This window comes from uncultured Thermosynechococcus sp. (assembly GCF_937958135.1).
Classification (GTDB): Bacteria; Cyanobacteriota; Cyanobacteriia; order Thermosynechococcales; family Thermosynechococcaceae; genus Thermosynechococcus.
The window spans coordinates 1-7,606 of sequence record NZ_CALGOG010000023.1 but is presented as its reverse complement, the minus strand read 5'-3'; the positions used below and the strand labels follow the sequence as shown (position 1 = coordinate 7,606).

5 protein-coding genes and 2 pseudogenes are annotated in these 7,606 nt (G+C 53.4%); 3 read left to right on the top strand and 4 right to left on the bottom strand.

From position 1 onward, the window contains the following. Together Q0711_RS03310 and Q0711_RS03305 are read left to right on the top strand one after the other, a co-directional pair. Nucleotides 1–623, top strand: a pseudogene (locus tag Q0711_RS03310) (hypothetical protein); the annotation flags it as partial. A gap of 90 nt (nucleotides 624–713) precedes the next feature. Continuing rightward, nucleotides 714–1,400, top strand: coding sequence for a hypothetical protein (locus tag Q0711_RS03305; protein WP_299041575.1), 687 nt, complete (start codon nucleotides 714–716; stop codon nucleotides 1,398–1,400). Nucleotides 1,401–1,545: 145 nt separating this feature from the next. On the opposite strand, the gene sppA is transcribed toward Q0711_RS03305, so the two are convergent. Further along, entirely contained in the window at nucleotides 1,546–2,352 is an 807-nt protein-coding gene (sppA, locus tag Q0711_RS03300; RefSeq protein WP_299041573.1) for a signal peptide peptidase SppA, read from the bottom strand. Between the two features lie 287 nt (nucleotides 2,353–2,639). On the opposite strand from sppA, the pseudogene Q0711_RS11635 reads away from it, so the two are divergent. Then, a pseudogene (locus Q0711_RS11635) lies at nucleotides 2,640–3,437 on the top strand (transposase). 21 nt (nucleotides 3,438–3,458) lie between these two features. Here the strand turns inward: Q0711_RS11635 and Q0711_RS03285 are convergent. Genes Q0711_RS03285 through Q0711_RS03275 form a run of 3 tightly spaced genes read right to left on the bottom strand, consistent with a single transcriptional unit; the run spans nucleotide 3,459 to nucleotide 7,232 of the window. Beyond that, the gene (locus Q0711_RS03285) at nucleotides 3,459–4,775 is read right to left on the bottom strand and encodes a gluconeogenesis factor YvcK family protein (RefSeq protein WP_299041581.1); all 1,317 of its coding nucleotides are present in this window, start codon (nucleotides 4,773–4,775) and stop codon (nucleotides 3,459–3,461) included. A gap of 46 nt (nucleotides 4,776–4,821) precedes the next feature. After that, nucleotides 4,822–5,799 carry an RNase adapter RapZ gene (rapZ, locus tag Q0711_RS03280; RefSeq protein WP_299041569.1) on the bottom strand — a complete coding sequence of 326 codons (978 nt, stop codon included), beginning with the start codon at nucleotides 5,797–5,799 and terminating at the stop codon, nucleotides 4,822–4,824. A gap of 56 nt (nucleotides 5,800–5,855) precedes the next feature. Beyond that, nucleotides 5,856–7,232 (bottom strand): hypothetical protein, encoded by a 1,377-nt coding sequence (locus Q0711_RS03275; protein WP_366519081.1) that lies wholly within the window; start codon nucleotides 7,230–7,232, stop codon nucleotides 5,856–5,858. Nucleotides 7,233–7,606 lie beyond the last annotated feature (374 nt).

The window sequence follows — 7,606 nt, the reverse complement described above, 5'->3', positions numbered from 1 at the left end:
CAGCAGTGGCCATTGCTCCTACCCTCGCCCCGGTCGGCCCACCCACCACCCTTCGCCCTGTCCCCGACTTTGCTCCGGTTACACCTCCTCCGGTTCAACCCAACCTGCCCGACCCACCTCAGTTTGATCCGACGAATGATAACAGTGGCTTCAGGGTCAACCAGGAATTTGCCTCGTTGTCCTACAAAGTTGACATTATCGATTTGATCGTCCGTGGTGTTATTGCTGATGTTGATATACAAGTTCTGAATATCACCTGTGGAACAGATGTGACAGATGTCATTCTGCCAACTGCTCTAGAGCAATTTAAGAACTTGCTAACTGGCAGAGGAAACACATTTACAGATGTAGGGGGATTCAACTTTAGCTTTACCTTTCCGACAGATCCTCGATTTTTTCGTGATCTCAGAATTCTCTCTAAGAGTATTCGTGGTGTGCGTAAAGTTGATGCACAGGGACAAGTTACCATTGGAAATGAATTAACAGGTGATGACATAGTTATTATCCTGACTATTCGTGATAGTTTTGGTCAGGTGCTCAGAGTCGATGATTCCATATTTAGTGGAGAAAAAAGTCGTACAGAGATTCGTGGTTCTCAGGTTCCTGCTTGTGGAAACCTATAAGCTGTGAACAAGGTAATACCGGTCGGTAGTGGCTTGATAGGTAAAGTTGAGGCTGAATTTTAAGTTTCGGTGAATGTGAGGGGTGTGGCAATGAATAAGTTTCTTATGTTGGCACTTGGTGGTACTTCTTCGCTTCTAATCGCGATAGCTTTGGTTGGTTGTCAGCAAGCCAAAGATAAGAATGTCACGAGCTTTTTGCCGGGGCCAATCATTGGTGTACAAAACCCAACGGTTGAAGTAGGAGGAAGCAATGTGGGATCTGCCCCTGTAGCTGTTGCCCAACCTACAGCCGGGATCCCTAGACCGGTTTCTGCGCCAACCATTCCTCCTGTCCCAACTCCAGATGCTGTTCCCCCAATTGTTGCTGAGGGGCCTGTTCCTCCTCCTCCAATTCCTCCAGTCTTAGCAGTCTCTATTTTGCCAAATCGAGATGTAATTAATGTCAACATTCCTGTGGGTGCTGGAGGTGGCCCTGGTGCCGGTTTGATATCAGGGACAGCTAATGTTAATGCAATTGTTGCGAGAATTACCGGCGGTGTCGAACCAATTATTATCAATGTTCAAATCAATCCTACTCCTACTCCTCCTTTTATTACTAACCCAAACGGCACCTTTGTAGCTTCGTTTGATTCCGACTTTATCAATGGACAGGTTTTCATTAATGCTGCATTTATTTTTCCTGGAATCTATGATCTTCAAATTTCAGCAGAAGATGCCTCTGGACAGCTTGCTGTAGGGAATATAACTATTGTTGTAACACAAGGTCAACCTAACTAAACAGATTCAATTAACTTGAAGCTGAGATTGCTTCAAGTTTAAGCTCTTCCTGAGCTGCTTGTTTTGATGTAGTAGGACAGATCAGCTCTCTTTTAGAAGTCTTTTCTCCCTGATATCTGTGCCAATAAAATTTAAGAATAGTCCCTCAGAACCCTGTGTAGAGCCAGAGGGGGAGGCCGGAGGTTGCTACATCAAAATGTAGGCGGGTCAGGGCTTCGCCTGCCGGGAGCAGCCGTGCCCAGCCGCTGCGCCGCGGGATCAGGTCATAAAATTGGGTATTTGAATCTAGGCCTGCCAGTTCTGCTGCCCAGAGGCGGGCATCTTCTTCTGTGCCCAGCCGATCCACCACACCCAGGTGGAGGGCCTGTTCGCCGCTAAAGATGCGCCCATCGGCGAAGCTTCTTACCACATTCAGGCTTAGCTTGCGGGCGGTTGCCACCGTCTGGACAAACTGGCTATAGGTAATGTCGATCAGCTCTTGGAGGATGTTGCGCTCCTCGGAGGTCAGCTCCCGATCAAAAGAGAGAATATCTTTATAGGGGCCGGACTTGATCACCTTAAAGGAAATGCCTATTTTATCCAGGAGGCGCTCGATATTATTACCGCGAATAATCACACCAATACTGCCGGTGATGGTACCTGGGTTGGATACAATCTTTTCGGCTCCCATGGCAATGTAAATCCCTCCAGAAGCGGCGATATTGCCAAAGCTGGCAACAATACGGGTACCTTTTTGCTCCCGTAAGCGGACAAGGGCATTGTAGATTTCCTGGGAATCGGCCACGGTGCCACCCGGGCTATCAATCCGCAAGACCACAGCCGGAATCTGCTTTTCTTCCACCTCTTTCAGGGCTTTTAAGACCCGGTCACGGGTTTTGTTCTCAATAGCCCCGGTTACTTCAATACGGCCAATTCGCCGCCGCAAGCCACCCGAAAATAAACGCTTCAGCATGGAGAAAATCTGGTCAGATAAATATCAGGTCCATATTTCGTATCATGAATGGCACCTTATAGCCAGGTCAATGGTGATTAGGGTCTTTTTGGGGTTGGCCCAAGCAGAGTTGGTTTCCTTGGACAAAGGGTTATCAGAGTCGCTGTAAGACCCCAATCAGGAACGACCTGCGGTCCACAGCAAAGCGGATTGGGGATGTAAAGCGGTGAGTGTACGGAGTTCAATGCCCCAGACGCGAACAATTTACCCTGACTATGCTAGCTAGCATAATACTATCTATGATATCTATGATAGTCCTCGAATACAAAGCCAGGGTTAAACCTGCCCAAGTCACTGCTATCAATGAAGCTATTCGCACCGCTCAGTTTGTGAGGAATAAGTGTTTGCGCTTCTGGATGGATAATAAGGGCGTGGGTAAGTATGACCTTAAGCAGCAGTTCTATAGAAAGAGTCAAGTCAAGCGGAAGCGCTGGCAACGACGCTTCAGTAGGAAGGTTAAAGGCTCAAAAAATCGGGTGAAAGCCCGTCAACGCCTAGCTAAACATGAACTGAAGATCAGTAGGCAACGTAAAGAGCAGGCCAAACGACTGGCGTACTGGGTCATCCAATCTGTCATCCAATCTGTCATCCAATCTAACGATTTGGTCGCTTACGAAGATCTCAGTATCCGTAATATGGTGAAAAACCATTGTTTAGCGAAAGCAATTCAGGATGCGGGGTGGTATCAGTTCCGGCTGTGTTGGAGTATTTCGGTCAAAAGTACGGGACGGCAACGGTTGCGGTAGCACCGGCATACATATCAGGCATACACATCAGGCATACACATCACAAGAGTGTCCGCAGTGTGGAGCGATTGTTAAAAAGTCGCTTTCGACTCGGACTCACGTTTGTGCCTGTGGGTGTAAGCTTCAGAGGGAGCATGCTGCTGCTATCAATATCCTGCGTAAAGGGTTGTGTACCGTAGGGCATACGGAAGGTTACTAGACAACCAAAACGCTTGGGGAGAGACGACCTCTACCCTTGAGCACGCTAGTGTTGGGGGGCAAGTTGACTTGCTGAACCAAGAATCCTCAGTCTCAGCGTAAGCGGATTGAGGAGTGTCAAGCCTAGAGAGGGCGATGTCGTTCAAACCAGCGCATCAGCATGGCCGCCAAGCGTTCTGGGTTATGGCGCACCAGTCCGGTTGCGGGATCCTCTTGCATGACGTTGGCCAGGACCGCCCGACAGCCCAGGTAGGCTAGCTTATCCGGATCCAAGCGGACAAACTCTGAGCCGTTACGCCGGTAATGCTCCAGTGCCCGCGCCGAGGGAGGATCGCGTTGCACCAGTACCCCATCAAAAAGGCGGGTGCCGGCTACTCGATCCAGGGCCATGACATGATCACCGACGGTATAGCCATCGGTTTCACCTGGCTCCGTCATGATGTTGCATACGTAGATGTGGGGGGCAAGATTTTGAGCAATGGCCTCCACAATTTCCGGGACCAACAGGTTGGGGATGATGCTGGTGTAGAGGCTACCCGGCCCCAAAATTAAAAACTCTGCCGCCTGGATGGCCTCGATAACCTCCGGCAGCGCTGGTGGGTTGGGTGGATCACAACCGATGCGCACAATCCGCCCACCGGCTTTGGTAATGTTGGATTCCCCAACAACGCGGCGGCCGTCCCTCAGCTCGGCCCAGAGGGTAACATCCGCTAAGGTAGCCGGTAGCACCCGTCCCTGAATGGCCAAAACCCGCGAGGTGGCGGTAATGGCGCGGATGAGATCACCACCGGTCACCGCGGTCAGGGCGGTAATAAAGAGGTTGCCAAAGCTATGTCCTGCTAGCCCATCCCCCGATTGGAAGCGGTATTGAAACAGTTCGGTGAGCAGTTTTTCTTCGTTGGCCAGGGCGGTGAGGCAGTTGCGAATATCCCCAGGGGGTAAAACGCCGATCTCTCGCCGCAAGCGGCCGGAAGAACCGCCATCATCCGCTACGGTAACTATCGCTGTGATATTGGCGCTGTAGTGTTTCAAGCCCCGCAGCAGATTGGATAGGCCGGTGCCTCCTCCCAAGACTACGATGCGCGGCCCACGGCTGAGGCGACGGCGAGACAGCAGCTTATCCACCAGGGCTTCATCCCCCTCCGGAATCAGCACATCCTCAATGGAGCGCATGGCGCTGCGGAACCCCAACACCACCAGGGCTAGGCCAGTTGCGGTTACCAAAGGGCCACTGATGTTATTGGGGATCCAAGTGGTGATGAGGCGGAGGGTGAGGTCAATGAGCTTTTTCAGCCGAAAAACAGGGGTCAATTCCGTCCAGATGGCAATACCCAGTACCATCAACAGCACACCGCCAATGGCCAAGCTGAGCCAGCGCTTCACCGATAACCCCGGGGAGAGCCATTTCCATCCGGCTCCCGACCCACCACGACGGCCCATCCTCCAACGGGAGGGAGGGGATTTGTCGCCACTGTTGGGAACAGGCTTAACCATGGGGGACCACAGGAATAGCAGCCGTTGCCACTAGGGTGCCGTGGCTATCCGGGCTCCTAACCGCAGGGGGCGGGCCGAAGCGGGCCTCCAATTCCCGCTGTGAATCCAGCAAATGGCGATGGTGGACTTGGATATTAAGATCGGGTAACCCTTGCCCGGGGAGAGTAGCCCGCAGATCCTGGGCCAACCGTTCCACCAAAGCCACGGAGCGATGCTGGCCACCGGTGCAGCCAATGGCCAAGGTGAGGTGGGGGCGACGTTCCGCTTGGTAATAGGGCCAAAACTCCTGAATCAGGGAGAAAATCTGCCGGTAGGTGGACTGGGTAACCGGATCGGCAAAAAGAAACTCCTGCAACACGGGATCCTGACCCGTGAGGTGACGCAGCTGGGGTTGAAAAAAAGGATTGGGCAAAAAGCGCACATCAAACATCAGGTTGGCATCGGCGGGAACACCGTACTTGAAGCCGAAACTGACCAGGCTTAGGTTCAGAGGCTGAGGGATCCCTTCAATGAGAGCTTCCAGCTGCTGCCGCAACTGTTGGCTGTTGAGATCGGAGGTATCCAGGAGATGGGTGCAACGCTCACGGGCCGGGCGCAGCGCCAGATGCTCCTGCTCAATGGCCTCCAACAGTCCGCAGGTGGTCAAATACCGGGGATGAGAACGCCGGTGGGCACTAAGGCGGTTGAGCAAAACCTGAGGACGGGCCTCCAAAAACAAAAAGGGGATCCCTTGCTCTTGTAACCACCTATCCAAGGTGGGCAACTGCTCCAGGTAGTGGGGCTGGCGCAGGTTCAAGCTAATGGCCAAAGCAGCGTGGTGGGGGCGCATTGCCTCGACTAAAGAAACCACATGGGCAGGTGGGATCCCTTCTAGGCCCACGTAACCTAACTGTTCCAATTGCTGAATGGCCAGGGTTTTTCCTGCCCCTGTTAAGCCGGCAATGACCAGAATCGGTGTTGTGACTTGCATGGATCCCATTGTAGGGCTAGGCGGATCCCGGGGGGAGAGCCTCGTAGGTGGCCAACTCATCCTTTGCTCAACTGCTGAGCCACCAACTGCACGATCGCCTGAGCAGCCCCTGGTTTTCCCCCCAGCTGTTGTAGCTCCATCTGCATCTGCTGACGGCGTTGCCGATCTTCGAGCAAAAGCCGCGCCTGTTCTGCCACCTCCACCGGACGCAAATGCCCGCGCAACTCCGGCACCACCTCCCGGCCTGCCCAAATGTTGGGCCAAGCCAAGTAACCTAACCAACGTAGGGCCAAGCGGTTGATGTAACGGGCCAAGCCAGTACCCAGAATGGGCAAATTCACCAATAGACCCAGGATCCCATCCCAAGCCCGCATCGCCTCCAACTTATTGGTGGGGATGACCACCACCATCGGCACCCCCAATCGGGCTAACTCCGCTGTATTGGCCCCAATGGTTGTCAAGCAGAGATCGCAATTGGCCAGCACCGAATAGGCCGGAAACGCTGTCCATAACTGAATGGTGGTACCGAAGGGGGTGATAAATTGGGCCCCCAAGTTGGTTTGCTCCAGAGCCGCCGATGTTCCGTAGACCAAAGCCATATCGGGGTTGAACCTGGGGTGGGCGTAGCGCGCCAGAGACTGGGGAGTTTGGCCAGGGGCTACGGGAATGACAAAGCGAATGTTGGGCAAGCGTTGCCGCAGCTCATCGGCCACCGCCAACAACAGAGGTACCCCCAAGGAGAGCTTGGCAGGTTTGGATCCCGGTAATAGCCCGACCTGATAATGGGTGCGCCCCCCATCACTGAGGCGTTGCCAGCCCCGCGGTAGCAATTCTTCTTCAGCAAAGCGACTCGGTAGCGGCTCTGACAGGGTTCCCTCAGAGGGGACATCTTCCATCAAAGTTGAAATCTGGGTGAGAGAAGAAAAACCAGCCGTCGGTTTGGCAGGAGGCTGGGTGGAGAGGGATCCGCTGCTAGGCCAAACCGGTACCCCCGGCAGGTAGATGGCACTGGCTACACCATCCGCCATTAAATCCCCCACTACATGCATTTTGCTGGCCCAGCGGTGGCCCAACAGGCGCCCACCATCGTAGCGTTGCTTGCTTTCCTCCGTGCGCAGAGCAAAAGCATGCACCCAAGCTTGCCAGCGGGGGCGATGCTCAGCATAAACAACCAGGCGATATCGCAAACGCCGAGCAATGCAGACGGCAAAAAACTGATCCCCCCCTAGGAAGAGTACCACCCCTCGTTTAGCCCAATCCCAAGCTTCTTCCGTTTGACCGGTGAGTAAAAAAGCCAGAAAAAAATCTGGATCCTGCACCCGATCAACCTGAATAAACTGATGCGCTATCCTCACCTCCTGCCCCGATGCGTGGGGACAAGGGGAGAGCACCAGAGAAAGGCGGGCCTGAGGCAGTTGCTGGCGCAATTCCATTACCACCGGACGAACCCAGGTGGTCAGCTCACCGGGGCCGTTTGAGAGGATAAGGATATCGTAAGGGGGAGTACCACCTCTCTGGGAAGCCATTGGGAGCTCAGTGCCTCAGGTACAGCAACTCTATGGAATTGTAGATCTGCTGTTGGGGTGAACTACCTGCCACCGACCCAGTGCAGTGCCGGTTTCCTGCTGCAACGGGAAGCGCCCCCGGCAAAAGGTTTGCTCAATCGTTGACATACTCCCCTTCCTAAAGGGAAAGGATTCTTGTTACTGATTCAACGACATTACTTACTATTTCAGGCTACTATTTCAGGCTACTATTTCAGGCTGCCCATCCATAGCAGAGGCAATTATCTCCTCAGTCGTTCGGG